19 protein-coding genes are annotated in these 23,567 nt (G+C 35.5%); 6 read left to right on the top strand and 13 right to left on the bottom strand.

Annotated elements, in window-relative coordinates; translation table 11 throughout:
• Positions 1–170: 170 nt before the first annotated feature.
• Both rpoN and asnS read right to left on the bottom strand, forming a co-directional pair.
• Positions 171–1,637: an RNA polymerase factor sigma-54 gene (rpoN, locus tag QLS65_RS03090; protein WP_099714193.1), complete on the bottom strand. Its 1,467-nt coding sequence runs from the start codon at positions 1,635–1,637 to the stop codon at positions 171–173.
• A gap of 78 nt (positions 1,638–1,715) precedes the next feature.
• Positions 1,716–3,152 (bottom strand): asparagine--tRNA ligase, encoded by a 1,437-nt coding sequence (asnS, locus tag QLS65_RS03085; protein WP_099714194.1) that lies wholly within the window; start codon positions 3,150–3,152, stop codon positions 1,716–1,718.
• Positions 3,153–3,460: 308 nt separating this feature from the next.
• Here asnS and QLS65_RS03080 point away from each other — a divergent pair, with 308 nt between their 5' ends.
• Positions 3,461–3,919 (top strand): RNA methyltransferase, encoded by a 459-nt coding sequence (locus QLS65_RS03080; RefSeq protein ID WP_282715134.1) that lies wholly within the window; start codon positions 3,461–3,463, stop codon positions 3,917–3,919.
• Positions 3,920–4,051: 132 nt separating this feature from the next.
• On the opposite strand, the gene QLS65_RS03075 is transcribed toward QLS65_RS03080, so the two are convergent.
• Positions 4,052–6,469, bottom strand: coding sequence for an efflux RND transporter permease subunit (locus tag QLS65_RS03075; protein ID WP_282715132.1), 2,418 nt, complete (start codon positions 6,467–6,469; stop codon positions 4,052–4,054).
• A 198-nt stretch (positions 6,470–6,667) separates the two neighbouring features.
• On the opposite strand from QLS65_RS03075, the gene QLS65_RS03070 reads away from it, so the two are divergent.
• Both QLS65_RS03070 and QLS65_RS03065 read left to right on the top strand, forming a co-directional pair.
• The gene (locus QLS65_RS03070) at positions 6,668–8,938 is read left to right on the top strand and encodes a cation:proton antiporter (protein WP_282710960.1); all 2,271 of its coding nucleotides are present in this window, start codon (positions 6,668–6,670) and stop codon (positions 8,936–8,938) included.
• 1 nt (position 8,939) lies between these two features.
• Positions 8,940–9,269, top strand: coding sequence for a DMT family transporter (locus tag QLS65_RS03065; protein WP_282710959.1), 330 nt, complete (start codon positions 8,940–8,942; stop codon positions 9,267–9,269).
• On the opposite strand, the gene QLS65_RS03060 is transcribed toward QLS65_RS03065, so the two are convergent.
• From QLS65_RS03060 to QLS65_RS03045, 4 genes are all read right to left on the bottom strand, one after another.
• Entirely contained in the window at positions 9,266–11,764 is a 2,499-nt protein-coding gene (locus QLS65_RS03060) for a DUF5686 family protein (protein ID WP_282710958.1), read from the bottom strand. The genes QLS65_RS03065 and QLS65_RS03060 overlap by 4 nt on opposite strands.
• Positions 11,765–11,880: 116 nt before the next feature.
• A complete protein-coding gene (gene frr, locus QLS65_RS03055; protein WP_113634119.1) occupies positions 11,881–12,444 on the bottom strand; it encodes a ribosome recycling factor in 564 nt (187 codons plus the stop codon).
• Between the two features lie 81 nt (positions 12,445–12,525).
• On the bottom strand, positions 12,526–13,233 hold the full coding sequence (gene pyrH / locus QLS65_RS03050; RefSeq protein ID WP_282710957.1) for a UMP kinase: 708 nt from the start codon (positions 13,231–13,233) through the stop codon (positions 12,526–12,528).
• A 67-nt stretch (positions 13,234–13,300) separates the two neighbouring features.
• On the bottom strand, positions 13,301–14,080 hold the full coding sequence (locus tag QLS65_RS03045; protein ID WP_282710956.1) for a patatin-like phospholipase family protein: 780 nt from the start codon (positions 14,078–14,080) through the stop codon (positions 13,301–13,303).
• Positions 14,081–14,185: 105 nt separating this feature from the next.
• On the opposite strand from QLS65_RS03045, the gene QLS65_RS03040 reads away from it, so the two are divergent.
• A complete protein-coding gene (locus tag QLS65_RS03040; RefSeq protein ID WP_282715129.1) occupies positions 14,186–14,791 on the top strand; it encodes a thioredoxin family protein in 606 nt (201 codons plus the stop codon).
• 529 nt (positions 14,792–15,320) lie between these two features.
• Here QLS65_RS03040 and QLS65_RS03035 read toward each other — a convergent pair.
• The 5 genes from QLS65_RS03035 to QLS65_RS03015 all read right to left on the bottom strand — a co-directional run bounded on the left by QLS65_RS03035 (position 15,321) and on the right by QLS65_RS03015 (position 18,646).
• Positions 15,321–15,851: a hypothetical protein gene (locus QLS65_RS03035; protein WP_282710954.1), complete on the bottom strand. Its 531-nt coding sequence runs from the start codon at positions 15,849–15,851 to the stop codon at positions 15,321–15,323.
• 8 nt (positions 15,852–15,859) lie between these two features.
• Positions 15,860–16,558 carry a tRNA pseudouridine(55) synthase TruB gene (truB, locus tag QLS65_RS03030; protein WP_282710953.1) on the bottom strand — a complete coding sequence of 233 codons (699 nt, stop codon included), beginning with the start codon at positions 16,556–16,558 and terminating at the stop codon, positions 15,860–15,862.
• Positions 16,559–16,564: 6 nt separating this feature from the next.
• Positions 16,565–17,386 (bottom strand): undecaprenyl-diphosphate phosphatase, encoded by an 822-nt coding sequence (locus tag QLS65_RS03025; RefSeq protein ID WP_282710951.1) that lies wholly within the window; start codon positions 17,384–17,386, stop codon positions 16,565–16,567.
• Positions 17,387–17,468: 82 nt separating this feature from the next.
• Complete coding sequence (locus QLS65_RS03020; RefSeq protein ID WP_099714206.1) at positions 17,469–17,708, bottom strand: DUF3098 domain-containing protein; 240 nt, start codon at positions 17,706–17,708, stop codon at positions 17,469–17,471.
• Between the two features lie 62 nt (positions 17,709–17,770).
• The gene (locus tag QLS65_RS03015) at positions 17,771–18,646 is read right to left on the bottom strand and encodes a cell division protein FtsX (RefSeq protein WP_282715126.1); all 876 of its coding nucleotides are present in this window, start codon (positions 18,644–18,646) and stop codon (positions 17,771–17,773) included.
• A gap of 223 nt (positions 18,647–18,869) precedes the next feature.
• Between QLS65_RS03015 and QLS65_RS03010 the strand changes: the two genes are divergently transcribed.
• Positions 18,870–21,947: a leucine--tRNA ligase gene (locus QLS65_RS03010; protein WP_282715124.1), complete on the top strand. Its 3,078-nt coding sequence runs from the start codon at positions 18,870–18,872 to the stop codon at positions 21,945–21,947.
• Between the two features lie 209 nt (positions 21,948–22,156).
• Positions 22,157–22,846 carry a zinc metallopeptidase gene (locus tag QLS65_RS03005; protein WP_196852946.1) on the top strand — a complete coding sequence of 230 codons (690 nt, stop codon included), beginning with the start codon at positions 22,157–22,159 and terminating at the stop codon, positions 22,844–22,846.
• 94 nt (positions 22,847–22,940) lie between these two features.
• Here QLS65_RS03005 and QLS65_RS03000 read toward each other — a convergent pair whose 3' ends face one another.
• Positions 22,941–23,411: an Lrp/AsnC ligand binding domain-containing protein gene (locus tag QLS65_RS03000; protein ID WP_099714208.1), complete on the bottom strand. Its 471-nt coding sequence runs from the start codon at positions 23,409–23,411 to the stop codon at positions 22,941–22,943.
• Positions 23,412–23,567 lie beyond the last annotated feature (156 nt).

Genomic DNA, 23,567 nt, shown 5'->3' with positions numbered 1-23,567 from the left:
TTGGGACTCTCCGAAGGAAAGGGAGCTGAGACAGGATTGAAATATTAAAGTTTATAAAAAGACAAACCCTTTCAGAGTTTAGAACTCCGAAAGGGTTTGTCTTTTTATAAAATCATTTTTTAGCAACACTAAATCTCAAATCGTTAATCAGCATTCTAAAATCAACATTCTTACATTTTCTTCCTCATTCTCGCTACCGGAATGTCGAGTTGTTCCCTGTATTTTGCGATCGTTCTTCTCGCGATTGGATAGCCTTTTTCTTTAAGAATTTCGGCTAGTTGATCGTCTGGAAGTGGTTTTTTCTTATCTTCTTCCTCAATGGTATTCTGAAGAATTTTCTTGATTTCCAATGTCGAAACATCTTCCCCTTGGTCATTTTTCATGGCTTCCGAGAAGAATTCTTTAATCAGTTTCGTGCCATAAGGCGTTTCCACATATTTGCTGTTCGCAACACGTGAAATTGTCGAAATATCAAGACCCACCATATCGGCAATGTCTTTTAAAATCATCGGTTTCAACTTAGTTTCATCGCCGTCCAGAAAATATTCTTCCTGATAATGCATAATCGCATTCATGGTTACATAAAGTGTTTCTTGACGTTGGCGTATTGCATCGATAAACCATTTAGCCGAATCCAGTTTTTGTTTGATAAACTGCACTGCATCTTTTTGCTGCGCTGATTTATCACGGGAATCCTTGTAGGTTTGCATCATTTCCTGATAATCTTTGGAAACGTGCAGGGAAGGAGCATTTCGCCCGTTTAAGGTTAGTTCCAGTTCGCCGTCCACAATTCTGATGGCAAAATCAGGAACTACATTTTCCGTTACTTTGTTGTTTCCGGTAAATGATCCGCCTGGTTTTGGATTCAGTTTTTCTATTTCGTGAATGGCTTTTTTTAGTTGCTCATTCGAAACATTGTATTTTTGTAACAGCTTGTCGTAATGTTTTTTGGTAAACGCATCAAACTGATTTTCGATAATATCAGTGGCTAGTTCTACGTATTCCGTTGGTGTTTTGTGTTTCAATTGCAACAATAAACATTCCTGCAAATCACGCGCTCCTACACCGGATGGTTCCAGTTCATGAATCACCTGCAGCATTTTCTCCACCATTTTTTCATCGGTGTAAATACCTTGGGTAAACGCCATATCGTCCACCATATCAGGAACGCTGCGACGTATATAACCCATATCATCGATACTTCCTACCAGAAACTCGGCAATTTCACGCTCTTCATCATTCAGGATAAAGGTGTTCAACTGATTGATTAAATCCTGATGAAAACTTACTGGCGCAGCAAAAGGCGTTTCGCGATCTTCATCATCGTCACTGTAATTGTTGGCCTGTGTTTTATAATCTGGAGTTTCGTCGTTGCTTAAATATTCGTCAATGTTGATGTCTTCGGCTTCAATTCTATCTGATTCCGAATCATCATAATCATCATAATCTTCGTTTTCGAACTCGTCCTTTTCATACTCATCTTCTTCTTTTCCGGCTTCCAAAGCTGGATTTTCGTTCATTTCTTCCAATAAACGTTGTTCGAAAGCTTGCGTAGGCAATTGAATTAACTTCATCAGCTGGATTTGCTGTGGAGATAATTTTTGGGATAATTTTAAATTTAAGAATTGCTTTAGCATTTTATATTTTTGTTGTTTTTGTTTAAGGTTTAAAGTTTCAGGTTGTTGAACTTGAAACTTGAAACTTGAAACAAATTTTTAGAATTCTGCATTCATTGGTGTTCTTGGGAAAGGAATTACGTCACGAATGTTTGTCATTCCTGTTACAAATAATACCAATCTTTCGAATCCAAGTCCAAAACCAGAGTGAACTGCCGATCCGAATCTTCGGGTGTCAAGATACCACCACAATTCTTCTTCGTCAATTCCCAAGGCTTTCATTTTTTCTACCAAAACATCAAAACGTTCTTCTCTTTGAGAACCTCCCACGATTTCTCCAATTCCAGGGAAAAGGATATCCATGGCGCGAACCGTTTTTCCGTCTTCGTTCAAACGCATGTAAAATGCTTTGATATTTGCCGGGTAATCAAACAAGATTACAGGACATTTAAAGTGTTTCTCCACCAAATAACGTTCATGCTCTGATTGTAAATCAGCACCCCATTCGTTAATGATATAGTTGAATTTTTTCTTTTTATTTGGCGTACAATCTCTCAAAATGTCAATTGCTTCGGTGTATGAAACACGTTTGAAATTGTTTTCCAAAACAAAGTTTAATTTGTCAAGTAAAGCCATTTCGCTTCTCTCCGCAACTGGTTTCGATTTCTCTTCGTCTAATAATCGTGTTTCCAAGAATTTCAAATCCTCCGGACATTTGTCCATTGTGTATTTGATGACATACTGAATAAAATCTTCGGCCAAATCCATGTTGTCATTCAAATCATTGAACGCCACTTCCGGCTCAATCATCCAAAATTCCGCAAGGTGGCGAGAAGTATTCGAGTTCTCAGCTCTAAAGGTTGGTCCAAAAGTATAAATCTGACCCAAAGCCATCGCAAAAGTCTCTCCTTCTAATTGTCCCGAAACCGTAAGATTCGTTTCTTTTCCAAAGAAATCTTCTTTGTAATTCACTTTTCCGTCTTCGGTTCTTGGCGTTCCGTCAAATGGCAAAGCGGTAACTTTGAACATTTCACCGGCACCTTCAGCATCCGAACCCGTTATGATTGGCGTATTTACATACACAAAACCTTTCTCTTGAAAATAACTGTGAACCGCATACGACAATACCGAACGCACTCTCATAATCGCTCCAAACATATTGGTACGAACTCTTAAATGCGCATTTTCACGCAAGAAATCCAAGCTCGGTTTATTTTTTGGTTGTATCGGGAATTTCTCTGCATCCGAATCTCCAAGGATTTCCAGTTTAGCCACCTGAATTTCAAATTTCTGTCCGGCACCTTTACTTTCTACCAAAGTTCCTGTTACTGAAATTGCTGCTCCTGTCGTAATTCTCTTTAAAGTCTCGTCTGGCGTGTTCTCAAAATCGACAACACATTGTATATTATCAATGGTCGAGCCATCGTTTAAGGCAATAAATTGATTGTTTCTAAAAGTTCTCACCCATCCTTTTGCATTTACTTCATGAAGCGTTGTTGTGCTGTTTAGTAAGTCTTTAACTTTTGTATGTCTCATTTTATGTATATAATTGATATTAAAAATTGTCTTGTAACTGAACTGCAAATATAAATGATTTGTTTGAAAAGTCATTGTAAGAAATAGGGTAATCAGGAGCTATTTCCCGCTATTCGCTATATCTTTTACTTTTTGCAGCAAAAAGTAAAAGGATGCCGCTGTTATCGGGGCTAGGTAGCGGTGGAATTTTAGGTTTTCAAGCAAAAAAAGAGGCTGTACCGATAAATAACGGCACGATGAAGAAAAGACGGTATGCATAAATATTTTAAAAACTTGACAAACCTAGTAACAGTTTGTATTTTTGCTCCATGAACGACAATTTTGTAACAGAGTATTTTGGTATTGGAATTCAAAACGGTAAAACTCCTGAGAACTTGGGTGTATTATGGCGCACAGCACAAAATCTTGGTGCAAGTTATATTTTTACAATTGGTAATCGCTACGCCAAGCAGGCTTGCGATACGCATAATGCTGTAAAATCAATCCCTTATTTTCATTACGAAAATTTTGAGGATTTTTACAACAACTTACCCAAAGGCGCTCGCTTGGTAGGCGTTGAACTTGATGAAAACGCTGTTGATCTCGAGACTTTTGAACATCCCAGACGTTGTGTATATCTGTTGGGCGCTGAGGATAGTGGGTTATCAAAAGCTGCCATTGCAAAATGTCATTACCTCGTAAAATTCAAATCCGAAAAAAGTTTGAATGTTTCTGTTGCAGGAAGCATTGTCCTATACGATCGAGGACTTAATAAACCCAGATCATAAAAAAAAGCTGTTTTTATGTCTTATTTTATATCTAGTTTACAACTAATTCTGTCAGGGTTTTGAACCCTGACAGGATTGAAAAAGATTGTAGTGTAAAGCGGGAACAAACGAAGTAAACAGCGCCTAATTTTCTTATTTATTTTTTTCGAAATTGTCAATCTCCTCATCGGTATGTTCGATGATGTCAATTTTTGGTTCGATGAATTCCTGTTCGTTTGCCAATGTTTTATTCAACGTCAATACCAAAGCCGGCAGTAACATCAAATTCGACAGCATTCCGAACAATAATGTCAACGAAATCAATCCGCCAAGAGCAATTGTTCCTCCAAAACTGGACAACATAAATACCGAAAACCCGAAAAATAATACGATAGAAGTATAAAACATGCTCAAACCGGCATCTGTAAATGTGGCGTAAACCGACTTGCGGATTTTCCAGTTATTTTTCTTTAATTCCTCGCGGTATTGCGCCAAAAATCGAATCGTATCATCTACCGAAAGTCCAAACGCGATTCCGAAAACCAAAATCGTTGATGGTTTCAGCGGAATGTCCAGAAAGCCCATAATTCCTGCCGTCAGCAACAAAGGCAATAAATTCGGGATAATAGAAACCAGTACCATTTTGAACGAACGGAACATAAAGGCCACCAAAAGTGAGGTTAGGAAAAAGGCAAAAACCAAAGAGGAAAGCAAATTATCCAGCAGGTAACCGGTTCCTTTTTGGAAAACCAATGCTTTTCCGGTAATGCTTACGTTATATTGACTTGGTGGAAAAAGCTTATCTGCTTTTTTACGAATTTCAGCTTCAATTTTGGCAATATTATCACCGTTTTCATCACGCATAAAAGTTGTGATTCGGGCAAATTGTCCTGTGGAATCGACATAGCTTTTCATCAGATTGTCTTTCGAGTTTTTTGTTGCATTTTTAGCATACGACAAAATAAACGACTGTTCCTGTGACGTCGGCAATTCATAATATTCCGGATTTCCGTTGTAGTATGCTTGCTTAGAATATTTAACCAAATTGACAATGGAAATGGGTTTTGATAATTCCGGGATTTCGTCAATGGTTTCCTCGAGTTCTTCCATTCGCCTCAGCGTAGACAATCTCATGACTCCTTTTTTACGTTTGGTGTCAATCATGATTTCCAGCGGCATAACGCCATCAAATTCTTTTTCGAAGAAAACAATATCTTCAAAAAAGGCTTCTTTTTTAGGCATGTCTTCAATCAAACTGCCGGAAATACGCATTTCATAGATTCCGATAATACTAATTACTAAAAGTAGAATTGCAACTACATAAATCGAAAAGCGATTGTATTTTACGTTTCTCAGAATCCAATCCATGAAAACCTTAACATAATTTCGGTCTAAATGCTCAATGTGACGCTCTTTTGGGGCTGGAATATAACTGTGAAAAATAGGGATAACAATGATACACAAAAAGAAAAGTGCCATGATATTGATGGAAGTTACCACCCCAAATTCTAATAACAATTGATTATTTGAAGCGACAAACGTAGCAAAACCAATAGCTGTGGTAAGATTTGTCATTAGTGTTGCCATTCCCACCTTGGTAGTAACACGCTGTAATGCTTTGGCTTTATTGTGGTGAACTTTGTATTCCTGATGGTATTTATTGGTCAGGAAAATACAATTTGGAATCCCGATAACGATAATTAATGAAGGAACTAGTGCCGTTAAAACCGTGATTTCGTAATTTAATAATCCTAAAAATCCAAAGGACCACATCACCCCGATAATAACAATTACCATTGATATTAAGGTGGCTCTAAAACTTCTAAAAAAGAAGAAGAAAAGCAACGAGGTGACTAATAATGAGGCGCCAATGAAGATGCTTATTTCATCAGTAATGGTTTTTGCATTCAGCGTTCGGATGTAAGGCATTCCCGAAACACGCAGGTCGATTCCGGTTTCTTTTTCGAATGTTTCAACTGCAGGAACTAATTTATCGAGAATAAAATCTTTTCGTGCCACTGTGTTTACAATTTTCTTATCCATGTAAACCGCAGAGCGAATGCTTCCCGATCTTTTGTTGAAAAGCAATCCTTCGTAAAACGGTAAATCATTGAAAAGTTCTTTCCTTATTTTTTGAAGATAGGCTGGGTCGACGGTTTTGCTTTGGTCCACAAAAGGAACCAATTCAAAGGTTGCCAACGAATCATTTTTTTGTAATTTCTTTAAGTCATTTAATGAAATTACTAAATCTACCGCTTGGTCTCCTTTCAAAGTATTCATCATTTTACTCCAGGAAGCATAAGCTTTTGGGGTAAATATGGCATTGTCTTTTACACCTATGATGACTAGATTTCCTTCTTCACCAAATTTATTTAAAAAGGCATTGTACTGAATGTTTACAATATTGTCATCCGGTAATAAATTGGCTTCGGTAAAGGTGAAGTGGATATTCTTCCATTGCATTGCTAAAAGAGCTGTTATCGCTACAATAATGGATAACATCAAAATTCTATTTCTAAGGACAATTCGGGCTATTAATTCCCAAAATCCTAAACTAAACCACTTAATCATAATTCATATTTAACGGCGGTAAAGGTAGTCAAAACCACTATAAATCATTTGTTTTAACTAAAACTTTTTGTTGTTTTATGGGACTGATTATACCGGTTTTTTATTTTACAATTAAATAATTTTGTGGGATATAAATTATACATTTGAATTTCTCATCTTTGTTTTTTTAGAGTTGAGCATGAATACATAAAAATGGATATGAAGAATTATAAAAATACATTGTTTTATTTAGGTGTAACAGGCGGTTTCACTGCATTAATATATTGGATTATTAGTAAAGGAAAAAAATTAGAAGCAAGTGAAGTTATCGTAACGCCTGAAAGCGGAAACGGTTCTTGGGGTGATTTTATAGCTTCTATGCAACACAATTTTCAGGATCCTTTAGCCATCCTTTTGGCACAAATTATAACGATAATACTTGTTGCCCGAGTTTTTGGTTGGATTTTCAAGAAAATTGGACAACCATCAGTAATCGGGGAGATTATTGCGGGAATTGTTCTTGGACCGTCCTTATTGGGATTGTATTTTCCTGAATTTTCCGGGGCATTATTTCCGGCTGAATCCTTAGGAAATTTAAAGTTTTTGAGTCAGATAGGATTGATACTTTTTATGTTCGTCATAGGAATGGAACTCGATTTGAAAGTGCTGAAAAACAAAGCCAATGAAGCGGTGGTAATCAGTCATGCCAGTATCGTTATACCTTTTGCACTTGGGATTGGATTGGCTTATTTTGTTTACAATCGATTTGCTCCAGAGGGAGTCAAATTTCTTGCTTTCAGTTTGTTTATGGGAATAGCCTTGAGTATTACCGCTTTCCCGGTTTTAGCAAGAATTGTTCAGGAACGAGGAATTCATAAAACAAAATTAGGAGCTATTGTCATTACGTGCGCCGCTGCCGATGATATTACCGCTTGGTGTATTCTGGCCGTGGTAATTGCAATTGTAAAAGCTGGAACTTTCGTCAGTTCATTATACATTATTATGTTGGCAGTACTTTATGTTGTTGCCATGATTTTTATTGTAAAACCATTTTTGAAAAGAATTGGGGATTTGTATGGTTCAAAAGATACTATAATCAAACCGGTTGTGGCAATCTTTTTTCTGGTACTGATTCTTTCTTCCTATGCAACCGAAGTTATTGGTATTCATGCACTTTTTGGAGCGTTTATGGCGGGAGCTATTATGCCGGATGTTCCAAAATTCAGAACGATATTCATAGAAAAAGTAGAGGATGTTGCGTTGATACTTTTACTGCCTTTGTTTTTTGTTTTCACGGGTTTGAAAACCGAAATTGGCCTTATTAACGATCCTTACTTATGGAAAGTTACCGGTTTTATTATTTTGGTAGCCGTAGTGGGAAAATTTTTAGGAAGTGCTTTAGCAGCCAAATTTGTAGGTCAGAATTGGCGAGACAGTTTGACTATTGGCGCCTTGATGAACACCAGAGGACTGATGGAATTGATTGTTTTAAACATCGGTTTAGAACTTAAAGTTTTAACTCCCGAAGTGTTTACAATGATGGTAATCATGGCTTTGGTTACTACTTTTATGACGGGACCTGCTTTAGATTTAATCAATTATATCTTTAAAACTAAAGATGGTGTTGAAATTATAGAACAAACAAACCATAATAAATATCGAATTTTAATTTCATTTGGGAACAACGAAAAAGGAAAATCCTTGTTGAGATTGGCCAATAGTTTAATAAAAAGGCAAAAAAACACTTCCAGTATAACCGTGATGCATTTATCTTTAAGTGATGAGGTGCATACTTTTAACATGGAAGACAAAGAAAAAAATAGTTTTTACCCTATTGTTGAAGAATCCCACCTACTTAAACAGGATATTACCACCATTTTTAAAGCAACGATGGATATTGAAACTGAAATTGCCGATGTTGCCAATCAAGGGGATTATGATTTACTGCTGATAGGTTTGGGAAAATCAATATTTGAAGGAACCATTCTTGGAAAAGTAATTGGTTTTACCACAAGAATAATCAATCCGGATCGATTGATTGATAAGTTCACCGGAAAAGAAGGGTTGTTTGAAAATTCCCCTTTTGACGAAAGAACCAGACAGATTATTTCTAAAACCAAGATGCCAATAGGGATTTTGATCGATAAAGATTTACAGCAAGTAAACCATGTTTTCATTCCAATTTTCAGCCCTGAGGATTCCTTTTTGATTGATTATGTGCAAAAATTAATTTACAACAACAATTCTAAAATTATTCTTTTGGATGTAAATGGACATCTTACGACTAATTTTGTGATGAATAGCGCTATAGATTCTTTGGAACAAAAACATCCAAACAACATTAGTTTGATAACCAATAAAATAATTAAAAAGGAATTTTTGGATCAACAGGATTTAATGTTAATCAGTCTTGAAAGCTGGAAAGAACTTGTTGATTCTAGAAGTACTTGGTTGAGCGGCGTTCCTTCGGTATTAATTATAAAGCACTAACATGAACTGGATTTTATTGATTATCGGCGGTCTTTTTGAAGTGGGTTTCGCGACTTGTTTGGGCAAAGCCAAAGAAAGTTCAGGAACGACAGCAACATTATGGTTGGGAGGATTCTTAATATGCTTGGTAATAAGTATGGTGTTGCTTTACAAAGCCACACAAACATTGCCTATTGGAACAGCTTATGCGGTTTGGACAGGAATTGGGGCAGTAGGAACAGTTCTTGTTGGAATTTTTGTATTTAAAGAACCGGCTGATTTCTGGCGAATATTTTTCATTACCACTTTAATCAGTTCGATTATTGGTTTGAAATTCGTTTCGAGTCATTAAAGCCCCAGATTAAGGACGAAACTTATTTTTACCGCAATATTATCTTGAAATTTACTCAGCTGGTTTGGACCGTATCGGTAAAATCCTCCTAATCCTAAGCCATTGTAAATTTGGTTTAACTCTATTCCAGATTCGAAATAACCTTTGTCCAAGGTTTTGTAATCCAATCCAACATGTTGTTCCGGTTTGCGTAAATTTCCCCAAGCCATTCTGGAAACAAGAACTAAGGAAGGTTTTACTTTTTTGAATAAAGTTACGCGGCTAAAGCCATGTTTGAATTGAAAATAGGCATATTCACTGGAGAAAAATTCATTGAAAAACATGGTTTCAAAACTGTTTTTTCCTGCAAAAGTGATTCTCTGCATAATAGTTTCCTTGGTAATATTATTGGGAGACGTATTGTACAAATGTGTCAGCGGTACATCACCAAGTGCATAACCGGCTTCGAAAAGTAAACTTGTTTTTTGCCCGTTTAAATATTTCTTTTCATACTCTGTTTTGAAATCAAATTTGCTTAATTCAAAATCATTTTGCATAACCTTAGGCAGGGATTGTGTGTATTGAAAAGTGAATTTCGGGAAGCGTTTTTCTACTTCAATTCGTCCCGTAGGCGTTTGCATGTAATCGCTGAATGGATTCCAACGCAAAGAAACCATTGCGGTTGTCATTACATAACTCGAGTATAATTTCTCGTTGAGGTTAAATATATAATTGAATTTTGGTTCTATTGCGGCACGGGAAAGTTCCCAGAAACTTTCTGTTTTCGGAATGATTTTTGTCTCTATAAATGTTTTCCAACTCACATAATTGTAAAATGTACTGATGTTTATTGGTCTTGGATCATAGATTTTGAACGGTTTTTTATCAATTGTAAACACGGTGCTTGCAATTTCTCGAACATCATCGGTATAAGAAACGCCAATCCAGGAATTCGAAAATTTGCCAACCCTAGTCGCCATTCCCAAATTGTATTTGAAATTCCCATCCTTTGTTCCATATGCAGTGTAGCCTTCGATTCTGAATTTTTTTGAAAATTGTTCATTGGTGACTCCGCCAATTCCTAATCTGAATCCTTCATAATTATTATAACTGAATAATTTACGTAAGTCTAAATCGAATTTCCCAATGGGTAAATATCCATTGATGATTTTTCGTCCAAAACGGATGCGGCTTTCAATTCTTTTTTTGGAAGAAATACTGTCCAATGCCAAATACGTTTTTTGGCTTCGACTGTCTAAGCTGTCTTTTCTGTAAGTGTTCCAAAAATGTTCTGGTTTGTTAATCGCATCGTCTTTGATTTCGATATAAATAGCCGATTTTTTAATTTGTATCGGAATGTTATACTGAATTTCAAAATTATTCGTGTGCGAGAGCAAATACGTGAAATCTGAGGCTACTTTTTTTCGTTCTTTAAAATCTTGTTCTACATCGCCATCAAATTGAATCGTTCCGCCAAGAATTTTTATATCGTCATCATTTTTGCCCTTTACAATTTTAAATGTTTTGTCCGTTGGAAACCATAATTTTTCATTGGGAATGTACTTAAAATCATGAATTCCGCTAATGTCAAGAACGCCTTTTATGCGCATTACCGCTTTGGCAACAGCAAAATTATTTTGGTCAATATAAAGTACACCTTCCAGTCCTGATGCTTTTCTTTTTTTCTTGTTTTTGAAGTAAATCATATAGGTGTTTCTGCCGTCAATGATAAGTGAATCCAAGAGTTTATAGTTGTAATCGTTTAGCGCATCATTGGCAATAGGGCTATTGTATTTGGTTTCAAAAAGTTCGTAACTGGAATCGTAAATAGAGAATGACTGTAAATTGAAAGCAATGATTTCATAAACAGGTTGCTTGAAACCAGCCATTTTGGTACCTAATATCGTTTCTTTTAATGTACTATTGGCAAATTGATATTGTGACACTTTTTCGGTTTGAAAAAGATGCTGTTGACGTATGACTTCTTTAAATTTATAATCAGAAGAGTCAATTTTTGAGAATTGTTTTCCAATAGATTTTTGGACAAAAACGGAATCGATTCTTCCGTCAATAGAGTCAGGATTTGCGGTTACAATGAGTTTATTATAAGATTTAAACTCAAAACTGCGGAGCTTTTTTTGGGGATTATTGTTGTTTTTATTTTCGATTGTCTTCCTGATAATTGCCAAAGCAGGATTTTCATTTGAAATTCTCACTTCATTCAAATTATCCGTTTTTTGGGAAAGAACAACCACATAATAATTTTTGTTTTTTTCGATGGCAATCCTAGCCTTGGTGAAACCAATATAAGAAATATCAAAAGCTGTAAAGGGAATTGCTGTTGCGATACTAAACTTTCCATCCACATCAGAGATGGTATTTAGGCCATTATTTGTTGTAATGGTGGCAAACGGCAACGGTTTGTTGGTAGTGGATTCTTTCACAATTCCATTTACCTGAAATTGCGCCTGTAGCGAAAGCGTTAAAAAAAAGAAGAACAAACACAATTGCTTCATAAATAGGGTTTACTGCAAAACGGGTATAATTTCATTTTGGTATCGCAAAAATAACAATAAAAAAATCCGTCTCGTAAAACTAACGAGGCGGATTTTTAATATAATTTGAAAAGGAATTACACCTTCATGATTTCAGCTTCTTTCACCACTAAAAGTTCATCTATTTTTCGGATGAAAGTATTGGTTAAGTTTTGAACTTCTTCTTCAGCACTTTTACAAATGTCTTCTGATGTTCCTTCTTTTTCTAATTTTTTAATATCAGTATTAGCGTCTTTTCTTGCATTTCGAATCCCTACTTTAGCATCTTCGGCTTCAACTTTAGCTTGTTTGGCAAGATCACGTCTTCTTTCCTCAGTTAATGCGGGAACGCTAATGATAATTACATCACCGTTATTCATTGGATTAAAACCAATGTTGGCAACCATAATTGCTTTTTCAATTACTTGCAGCATATTTTTTTCAAAAGGTTGCAAGGTGATTGTTCTGGCATCAGGAACACTAATTTTTGATACTTGAGAAAGCGGTGTTGCCGATCCGTAATAATCTACAAAAACACTTCCAAGCATAGCTGGAGATGCTTTCCCGGCACGAATATTCAAAAATTCTTTTTCTAAATGCGCAATAGAACCTGTCATAGATTCTTTTGTACTATCTAATATAAATTCAATTTCTTCAGTCATAATTTAGATCTTTGGATTTTTAGATTTTAGATCTTTAGACTGTCTGACAATCTAAAAGTCTAACAATCTAAATTTGTCTATTTATATATTTACTACGGTTCCTATATTTTCTCCATCGCAGATTTTCAGTAAGTTTCCTACTTTATTCATGTCGAAAACAACAATTGGTAATTTATTTTCTTGGCTTAATGTAAATGCAGTCGTGTCCATTACATTCAATCCTTTTCTAAGGACATCTTCAAAAGTAATATGATCAAATTTCACTGCGGAAGCATTTTTCTCTGGATCACAATCATAGATACCATCAACACGAGTTCCTTTTAAAATCACATTGGCATTGATTTCTATACCACGTAAAACCGCTGCGGTATCGGTTGTAAAATAAGGATTTCCAGTTCCGGCGCCAAAAATTACTATTCTTCCTTTTTCAAGATGACGATCCGCTCTTCTCTTGATGTACGGTTCGGCTATTGATTCCATTTTTAAGGCAGTTTGTAAACGGGTTTTCATTCCTTTTTCTTCCAGCGCGCCTTGTAATGCCATTCCGTTGATCACAGTTGCCAGCATTCCCATATAATCGCCTTGCACTCTGTCCATTCCTGCACTCGCTCCGGCAACTCCTCTAAAAATATTTCCACCACCTATTACAATGGCTATTTCTACACCTTTGTCATGAATTAGTTTTATTTCGTCAGCGTATTCAGCGAGTCTTTTTGGGTCAATTCCATATTGCAAGTCGCCCATTAAAGCTTCTCCACTTAGTTTTAGAAGAATTCTTTTGTATTTCATGTGTGTGTTGAGTTGATTGGTGCAAATATAGAATATTCTTTTTTTTTAAAATAATGTTGCTGAAATTTTATAAATTAAGTTTTTCGTACGATTTTTTGGCGGCTTGATAGCCAATGTTGAAAACGGCATCCATCTTCATTTTATTGGTTTCAAAGGTGCTGTAAAGACACAAATCCTTTGGTTCTATGACCCAATCACAAATATTGAATTTGTGCAGGTTTGAATTTGCTGAAAGGATATCAAAGGCTCGCGTGGTTACGGCTTTGATTGAACTTAAATCTTTGGCTTCAATTTTTTGAATCGGACTCACATAAACGCCTATCAATGTGTCACATTGTCCTTGTAGAATATCAGTGGGAAAATGATTCAATATTCCGCCGTCACTGTATATTTTTCCTTTAATTTCATATGGGGATAAAATTCCAGGAAATGCAGAAGAAGCTAAAATAGCATCGATGATCTTTGTTTCCGGGCCAAATATTTTTAATTTTCCGCGAACCATATCGGTTGCCGTAATTTGAATCGGAATTTTCAAATCAGCTAATGTAGCATCTTTAAAAATACTATGGAAATAAGTTTTAAACGATTCAGAATCAATTAATCCAGCTTTTTTGAACGTTAAATGCTTCCAATGAAAAAGGTATATTGATTTAAAAAATTCTAGAATTTCTTCGGGAGTTTTCCCCCAAGCATACATGGTGCCTACAATTGAGCCTGCGCTAGTTCCTGCCATTTGGCACGGACGGATGTTTTGTTCTTCTAAAAATTTAATCACACCAGCATGGGCTATACCTTTAGAACCTCCGCCAGAAAGTACTAATCCTATTGATTTTGTTTTTAAATCCATCTTTTTTATTTGTGATAAAATTACTCTTTTTGTGGAATTGAAAGTGACTTATGTCATATTTATGCTCCAATTTTGTGGTAACTTTGTGAAAATAAATAATTCATTATGAAAATTCCAGTTGCTAAAGCATTGTTTAATAGCCATTCTTATTCAGAATATAAAAAGCTTGTATCAGACTTATTACTTGAAGGAAAATCAACAGGTAATGAACAATCGGAAAATTTAACCCATTACAGTGAGTTAAATGAAACCCGAATGAATCGTTTGGATAAAACGATGAAAATTACCGATGAAAATAATCTGAAATTAAAGAAATTAAAAAGCGAATACATTTGGCTAGTTATTTCCGAAGGTTGGTGTGGGGATGCTGCCCAACTCCTGCCAATTATTAATAAAATGGCAATTGATTCCGGTAAAATAGAATTGAGAATTGTTCTGCGTGATGAAAATGACGAATTGATGAAGTTGTTTTTAACTAATAAAAAGAAATCAATTCCAATGGTGATTGTTGTAGATAAAGTAACAGGAAGTGTTCTTGGAAAATGGGGACCAAGACCCAAAGGTGCAACGGATTTAATTACGGATTATAAAAAGGAATTTGGAGTTATTGACGAAACAGCAAAGACGAACTTGCAATTATGGTATTTGCATGATAAAGGAATTAGTACCCAAGATGAGTTGGTTAATTTGATGCTTGATTTGGAACAATAAAATGTTCAAAATGGATAACTTTCATAGCTTTTAGTGTTTTATGATTGTTAAAAAAAATCTATTATAGCGCAATAAATTATTCATTTGGCGTGAAATTTTTAATGTAAAAGACACCTGAAGTTCAATGTTTATTGGGGTCAAATAATTAAATTTATTTTTTTTATTTTTTATTTTGCGTATCGAAAAAAAATTCGTAAGTTAGTAACTGCCAACCAGGTCTATTGTTAATTTACTTTTTTTATTGGTGTTTAAATATTGTTTCACAACTAAAAAACATCATTATGAAAAATCGATTTGAAAAGTTTTATGATTATTTATCGCAATTGCTATTCGGGGGAAAAGGCATTGCTAATTATTAATTTTTTTACCAGCAGGCAAATGTCTATGAATTAAAACTACTTTAACACTAGAAAAAAAAACACATTGCAGATTCATTTTGAATTTGTAATGTGTTTTTGGTTTTGGATTACAATTGAAGGCGCAGAAAGTATTAAAGAGTTAGTTTTTCAACAGCCTAAAACATTTTACTTTAAAAAGTAACTAGGGAAAGTCCTAAACTGATGCTTCCGCTATCTTTTTGATTATAAATGGGAATTGTATAATTATTTATTTCAATAAATAAAATAAGGTCGTCAGGCGTTTGTATACCCAAACTGATTTTTTTGTAGTCCCCAATCAGATTACCTCGACCTAAAGCAATTGCTTTTCCTAAAGCAAGTTGTAGTGTGATTCTAGTATTATCTCCAATTTTAGGGCTTAACTTTAAATTAGCAAAAACAGGAACTACAACCAGTTTGTCTGTCCATTTCCAGTCTACACCAGAGTGAATTCCTAAGCCAACCCATTTGTTTTGATGTATTCCATATCCTATTCTACTGTTCAATCCATCGGGTAAAAACCACAAATTATTAGTGTTTCCATTTGGGTCAGTTTCGCCTCGATTCGGATTTCCTTTGATAAAAAAAGCTATGTCAAATTGTGTATAAGTGAATTTCTTGTTTTGGGAAAAAACAGAAAAAGTAAAAAATAAGAAAACGAATATGGTTCTTAAAAATCCCATAGTGTTAATTATTTGAATCTAATACTATCCTCAAATAAAGTAACGTCCATTGCATCTGCCACATTATAATCGCCAATTTTTGTTCGGCGTAAAGCAGTTAAATGAGAGCCTGAATTCATGGCTTTTCCAAAATCAAAAGCTAGGGAACGAATGTAGGTTCCTTTACTGCAAACGACTCTGAAATCTATTTCCGGAAGCGCAATTCGAGTGATCTCAAATTCGTGAATAGTTGTTTTTCTTCTCGCAATTTCTATTGTTTCTCCAGCGCGTGCATGTTCATATAAGCGAACACCGTCTTTTTTTATTGCCGAAAAAATGGGTGGTTTTTGGTCTATTTCTCCTAAAAACTGTTTTACGGTTTCCTGAATTAAAGCTTCGTGAATATGTTCTGTTGGGAAAGTTTGGTCGATTTCAGTTTCTAAGTCATAGGAAGGCGTTGTGGCTCCAATATAAAACGTTCCTGTATATTCTTTGGCTTGACCTTGAAGTTCTGTGATTCTTTTGGTGAATTTTCCAGTACAAACTAACAACAGTCCAGTTGCTAATGGATCCAAAGTTCCAGCGTGACCAATCTTGAATTTTTTTGGTAAATTCAGGTTGGTTATTAATGCCCATTTTAATTTATTCACTGCCTGAAAAGAAGTCCAATTCAATGGTTTGTCTATGAGTAAAATTTGTCCGTTTTGGTAATCTTCGGCTGTTTTCAATGGGAATTATTTTAAGTATGAAAAGTAGATCAATAAAAAAATGCCTACTATTATGCGGTACCATCCCCAAGGTTTGAAACCGTATTTTTTGATAATTTCAATGAAGAATTTAATGGCTATAATGGCAACAATAAAAGCAACAACATTGCCTATTAGAAACAATTGAATGTTTTCGTTTGATTTTAAAATCAATTCGTAGCCTTTCATTTGGGACGTTTCGTAGGTTTTTAAGAATACAGAGTAGCATGTTACTGCCATCATCGTTGGAACCGCTAAAAAGAAGGAGAATTCCGCCGCAGCGTGACGTGTTAACCCTTGTTGCATACCGCCAATTATGGAAGCGGCAGAACGACTTGTTCCGGGCATCATCGCTAAACATTGCCAAAAACCAATGGTTACTGCTTTTTTAATGGTAATGTCTTCTTCCTGAAGAACCGTTGGACTTTGAAAACGACTGTCTATAAATAATAAAATGATTCCGCCTAAAATTAATACAATCGCAATAGGAATAGGGTCTCCAAGAACCGCTTCGATTTTATCATCGAATAATTTCCCTAAAACCAAAGCTGGAATTACGGCGCAAATAAGTTTTATGTAAAAATTGATGGCAACACTTTTTGAAGAGAAATCGAAAAATTTCTTCCAATACAAGGCGACAACGGCCAGAATGGCTCCAAATTGAATGGAAACCTGGAATAGTTTCACAAAATCATCTTCTTGGATTCCAAAATATGAACTTAGAAAAACCATGTGAGCTGTTGAAGAAACTGGAAGATATTCTGTTAATCCTTCGATAACAGCAATTAAAAATGCTTGTAATGTATTCATTATATAGTGATCGGTGTTCAGTTTTTAGTGTTCAGTTGATATAGTTTGCTTTATACTGCAACTTATTACTAGTCACTGTTTACTATTTTTTTGGATTCTTAAGGATGGCATAAACGGTAATTCCAAAACCGATTAAAACGGTAGTTGGTGCCAATCGAATTCTTCTGAAATTGAAGATGTCTTCATTGAAAACATTTGGGTCATCACTTCCTCCGCCAGCCATTAGAATAAATCCTAAGGCAATTACTCCAATTCCAAGTAATAGAATTTTATAATTTATTTTGTCAAAAAGAAATTCTGGTTGCTGTTCGTTATTTTTCATTTATGCTGGATTTAGTTCAGCATCTAAAAATGCTGAATGATAATGCTTTTTTTTATCTTCAATTAATAAAGGTCGTCCGTTCTTAAATTCAAGAAACGTTGTGTTGCAAAATACGTGCTTAACCAGGTAATCAATATTCCAATTCCTAAAACAGCTAATAATACCAATGCAATTAAAGCTTTATCGTCAAGTATACCAAGATTTGGAAAATTAGTTTGAACGTAAATCAAAACGCCAATTAATGCAATAATTGCAAGTCCTGCGCCAATCATTCCCAGTTTTATACTTCTTACCACAAATGGTTTTCTGATAAAAGCTTTGGTAGCGCCTACCATTTGCATGGTTTTAATGATAAATCGGTTGGAATATATCGATAAACGCAACGAACTATTGATTAACAATACAGCAATCACGGCCAAAAATCCGCTGATTACAAGAATCCACATACTTACTTTTTTGATGTTGTCATTCACTAGATTCACTAATTGCTTGTCATACACAATATCCGAAACCATAGCATTTTTGCGCAAGCGGGTTTCTATTTTTGCTATACTGTCCTTGATTACATAATCGGCTTTCAGGTGAATATCGTAAGAGTTTTGAAGTGGATTTTCACCAAGAAATTCCATGAAATCTTCTCCGATAATATCCGTATGTTGTTTTGCGGCAGCTTCTTTGGTTACATAATCGTATGATTTTGCAAAACGGCTCGATTTTAATTCAGTTCCAAAAGCCTTTAAAATACTGTCGTTAGCTTCGTTCTTGAAAAAAACGGTCATGGCAATATTTTCTTTAAAATCGTCAGCCAGTTTTTTAGAATTTATGATAAAAAGACCCAATACACCCAATAAAAATAAAACCAAGAATACACTTAGCACTACTGAAAAATAAGAGGAAATTAATCTGCGTTTTTGAAATTTATCAAAGGAAGAACTCATAGTTTACTGAAATTATTGGGTAAAAATAATAAAGAATTTCTTTATTTAAAGTTAATAACGCTCAAAGTTTCAACTTTCGTACAATAAACGTAAATTTGGCACCTTGAAATAATCATTTCTCCAAATATAATACAGCAACTTAGTAACCGAGTTACTTTGAATCTAACAATATGACTTGAGTGTGCGACAGCATGACTCCATTAAAAAAATAATAAAAAAAGGAATGAAATACAATCCGAACGAAATAGAGGCCAAATGGCAGAAATATTGGTTAGAAAACGCAACGTTTAGAGCCGAAAATAACTCAGAAAAACCTAAATATTACGTACTTGATATGTTTCCTTATCCATCTGGAGCGGGATTACACGTAGGACACCCTCTGGGATATATCGCCTCTGATGTGTATTCAAGATACAAAAGGCACCAAGGTTTTAATGTGTTGCACCCAATGGGCTATGACAGTTTTGGATTGCCTGCGGAACAATATGCGATACAAACGGGGCAACGTCCTGAGGATACGACTTCGGTAAATATTGACGGGGGAATGGATAAAGAAGGAAATAAAATTGCCGGCTACAGAAAACAATTGGACAAAATTGGATTTTCCTTCGATTGGAGTAGAGAAGTCCGTACTTCAAATCCGGATTATTACAAGCATACGCAATGGATTTTCATCCAATTATTCAATTCTTGGTACAACAAAAACAGCGATAAAGCAGAAGATATTTCGACTTTGGTTTCGATTTTCCAAAAAGAAGGAAATGCAAATGTCAATGCGGTTTGCGATGAAAATATAGAGGCTTTTTCAGCAAATGAATGGAACGCTTTCGCAAAAGAACAGCAGGAGAAAATTTTGCTGCAATATAGATTGACTTATTTAGCCGAGACTGAGGTGAACTGGTGTCCGGGATTAGGAACGGTTTTGGCTAATGACGAAATCGTAAATGGTGTTTCTGAGCGTGGTGGTTTTACGGTTGTTCGTAAAAAAATGACGCAATGGAGCATGCGAATCTCGGCTTATGCGGAACGTTTGTTACAAGGTTTGAATGACATTGACTGGAGCGAAAGCATCAAGGAAAGCCAAAGAAACTGGATTGGAAAATCAGTTGGAGCGACTGTTTCTTTTAAAGTCGAAAGTCAAAAGTCAAAAGTCGAAAGTGAGCAACAATATATTGATGTTTTCACAACACGTCCTGATACTATTTTTGGAGTTACGTTCATGACATTGGCTCCGGAACACGAATTAGTTTCTCAAATTACAACTGCAGAACAAAAAGCAGAAGTAGATGCTTATATAGAAAAAACGTCAAAACGTTCCGAAAGAGAACGTATGGCTGATGTAAAAACCATTTCAGGTGTCTTTACGGGTGCGTATGCGGAACATCCGTTTACGAAAGAACCTATTCCGGTTTGGATTGGGGATTATGTTTTGGCAGGTTACGGAACAGGCGCGGTTATGGCAGTTCCATGTGGCGACGAAAGAGATTATGCTTTTGCGAATTTCTTCAAAGGTCAAAACGGAATGCAGGAAATCAAAAACATTTTTGATAAAGATATATCTGAAGGTGCTTTTGGAGCCAAAGAAGGTTTCCAATTGGTAGATTCTGATTTTCTAAATGGATTAGGTTACAAAAAAGGAACTCAAAAAGTAATTGAAGAATTAGAAAAATTAAACCAAGGAAAAGGAAAAACGAATTACCGTTTGCGTGATGCCGTTTTCTCTCGCCAGCGTTATTGGGGAGAACCGTTTCCAGTATATTATGTGAATGGTTTGCCGCAAATGATTGATGCGCAACATTTGCCAATTATTTTGCCGGAAGTAGAGAAATATTTACCAACCGAAGATGGTTTACCGCCTTTAGGTAACGCAACTACGTGGGCTTGGGATAGTGTTCAGTGTTCAGTTGTTAGTACTCAGTTAGTAGATAATGTGATAATATTTCCATTAGAATTGAACACGATGCCGGGTTGGGCGGGAAGTTCTTGGTATTGGATGCGTTATATGGATGCGCACAATGAAAATGAATTTGCCAGCAAAGATGCTTTGGCGTATTGGGAAAGCGTGGATTTATACATTGGCGGAAGCGAACACGCAACAGGTCACTTATTATATTCTCGTTTTTGGAACAAATTCCTTAAAGACAAAGGCTTTGCGCCAACTGAAGAGCCATTCAAAAAACTGATTAATCAGGGGATGATTTTGGGAATGAGTGCGTTTGTTTATAGAATTACCCCACATCTTTTTGGTAGTATCAGTGAAAATAATTGGAATGCAAATGGTTTGCCTCAAATTTTTATTTCCAAAAATGCTAAAGAATTGATTTCTAAAGAGGATTCTGGTCTTGATGAGAAAGAGGTAGTTTTGAAACTGAAAATAGTTGAAAAGGTTAAAGAAGTGGAAATTTACCTAACTTCTTTGTTAGATTTAGAAGTAAGAAAATCAGCCCAAATAAAGTTATCTAAATTTGGAAATGTTACACCTCTACATACAGATGTTTCTTTTGTAAATACTTCTGACGAATTGGATGTTGAAAGATTCAAAAACTGGAGAGAAGATTATAAAGATGCTATTTTTATCACTGAAGAAAATGGAAAATACATTGTAGGTCGCGAAATTGAAAAAATGTCGAAATCCAAATACAATGTGGTAACACCAGATGATATTTGTAACGAGTACGGAGCGGATACCTTGCGTTTGTATGAAATGTTTTTGGGACCATTGGAACAAGCAAAGCCTTGGAACACGGCAGGAATTTCGGGAGTTTTTGGATTCTTGAAAAAACTATGTCGTTTGTATTTTGATGACAACGGTTTGATTGTGACCAATGACGAACCAACCAAAGACAACTTAAAATCATTACACAAAACCATCAAAAAAGTTGCGGAAGATATTGAAGGTTTCTCTTTCAATACGTCGGTTTCTCAGTTTATGATTTGTGTGAATGAATTGTCAACGCAAAATTGCCATTCTCGTGAAATTTTGGAACCATTAGCAATTGTGATTTCGCCGTATGCGCCACACATCGCTGAGGAATTATGGTCGTTATTAGGAAATACAGGTTCAATTGCAACAGTTGCTTTTCCAATATTCGAACCGGCACATTTAGTAGAAAACAGTAAAGAATATCCGGTTTCTTTCAACGGAAAAATGCGTTTCACAATGGTTTTACCTTTGGATTTAACCAAGGAACAAATCGAGGAAATTGTAATGAACGACGAAAGAACTATCAAACAATTAGAAGGAAAAACGCCAAACAAGGTGATTATTGTTCCGGGAAAAATTATCAATTTGGTGGGGTAAAACCGAATTTACAAATATTCTAAAATCCAAATTCCAAAATCATTTTTGGGATTTGGATTTTTTTTAAAATTTATTAAAATCCGTGCCAATCAGTTTAATCGGTGTAATCCGTGTTCCATTTCAAGAATGCCAAATTGACATTGTAAAAAATTGGTTCAGATTTTGATGATTCTTTTATAACTTTAACAATACAATTAAAAAACAAAAATATGGGAATGGGTTATTTGATTCTTGCCGGAGCAATTATGCTTTTCAGCTGGTTAGTTAGTTCAAGACTAAAAAGCAAATTTGAACATTATTCTAAATTACAATTACAAAACGGAATGTCAGGCGCTGAAATCGCTGAGAAAATGCTTGCCGATAATGGAATTCGTGATGTGAGAGTTATCTCTACGCCAGGACGTTTGACGGATCATTACAATCCGGTAGATAAAACCGTGAATCTAAGTGAGGCGGTTTACAACCAACGCAATGCCGCTGCGGCTGCTGTTGCTGCGCACGAATGTGGTCACGCCGTACAACATGCTGTAGGATATCAATGGCTGACGATGCGTTCTAAATTAGTACCGGTGGTGAATGTGGCGTCAACGTACATGCAATGGATTTTGCTTGCCGGAATCTTAATGATGAAAACCTTTCCACAATTATTATTGGTAGGGATTATCATTTTTGCCGCAACCACTTTGTTTTCGATTGTTACTTTACCAGTCGAGTATGATGCGAGCAACCGTGCATTGGCTTGGTTAGAGAATAAAAGAATGCTGACGCAACAAGAACAAGCGGGAGCGAAAGATTCTCTTAAATGGGCTGCCAGAACGTATGTCGTGGCTGCTTTGGGGTCAATTGCTACGCTATTGTATTACGTTTCCATTTATATGGGAGGAAGCAGAAGAGATTAGATTGTTAGAAAACTAGATCTTTAGAGAATTATAGAAAAAGCCGTCTTGTTGTCTTAACGAGACGGCTTTTTTGTGTTCATATAAATCTAATAATCTATAGTTGTATTTGCCTATCGATTTGTTGGTCTAAAGAAATGAAGGTTTCTGTTCTGGAAACGCCTTCAATCGCTTGGATTTTGGTGTTGAGCAAGTGCATTAAGTGTTCATTGTCCCGACAAATAATTTTGATTAGAATCGACCAGTTTCCTGTGGTGTAATGGCATTCCAATACTTCAGGTATTTTCTTTAAATCCCTTACGGCTTCTGGATTTCGGGCGGCTTTGTCTAAATAGATTCCCACAAAAGCCATTGTATTATAACCCAGAATTTTATTGTTTACCGTAAATTTTGATCCCGAAATAACGCCTGATTGCTCCAGTTTTCGCAAACGTTGGTGAATTGCCGCTCCTGAAATTCCTATTTTATTGGCGATTTGAAGAATTGGTTTTCGGGCATCTTCCATCAGGTCACGTAAAATCTCTTTATCGATACCGTCAATTTCTACTATTAGGGAATTGATTTTCATGAGTTGTTGTTTTAAACTAAAATGTGAAATTTAGTTTGAATTGGAAATCAAATTTAAGTAAAAAACGATTAGTAAAAAGAATATGAGGCAATTTTCGTGATTTACATCACAAAAAAAGCCATTCGGATTGCGAATGACTTTTTTATTTTATTTTGA

Source organism: Flavobacterium algoritolerans (assembly GCF_030010385.1).
Classification (GTDB): domain Bacteria; phylum Bacteroidota; class Bacteroidia; order Flavobacteriales; family Flavobacteriaceae; genus Flavobacterium; species Flavobacterium algoritolerans.
This window is presented reverse-complemented; position numbering and strand designations above follow the sequence as displayed.